This window comes from Ligilactobacillus equi DSM 15833 = JCM 10991 (assembly GCF_001435735.1).
GTDB lineage: Bacteria > Bacillota > Bacilli > Lactobacillales > Lactobacillaceae > Ligilactobacillus > Ligilactobacillus equi.
Genome location: NZ_AZFH01000093.1, coordinates 1 through 437, shown reverse-complemented (window position 1 = coordinate 437; position 437 = coordinate 1). Strand labels below are relative to the sequence as shown.

General features: G+C 35.9%; 1 pseudogene. It reads right to left on the bottom strand.

Going from position 1 to position 437, the window contains the following annotated elements:
• Positions 1-437, bottom strand: a pseudogene (locus FC36_RS12145) (hypothetical protein); the annotation flags it as partial.

Here is a 437-nt window from a genome sequence, read left to right as displayed (position 1 = left end):
GACTTCAATGAAAGCTTAATTGTATTAGTCTTAGCATCGAAATTAGCAACGTAATCACTTGTTACATCATTTCCGTGATTGTCAGTAACTGTGTAATCAACGAATTTTAATGCAGGATCTAACTTATCAACAATATCGTGAGATGTTAAATCATTTGTACGTTGAGCAGGGTAGTCCTTAGTAGCAATGTCATAAGTTAGAGTTTCACCCTTAACAATAGTCTTACCAGAGATATCTTGGTTAGAATTGTTAATCACAGTATTTGCGGTCTTCTCAGCTACAGGAGTAACCGTCAAGTTGTGAAGTTGAACATTAACTTTTTCTGGAGCAGGTTTTTCAACGGCCAACTTATCTAAGCTAAAGTTCGTGCTTACATCACCATCAGCATATGGAGTGAAATTATCATAGTGATAATTTACAGTATCTGGAGTGACTGT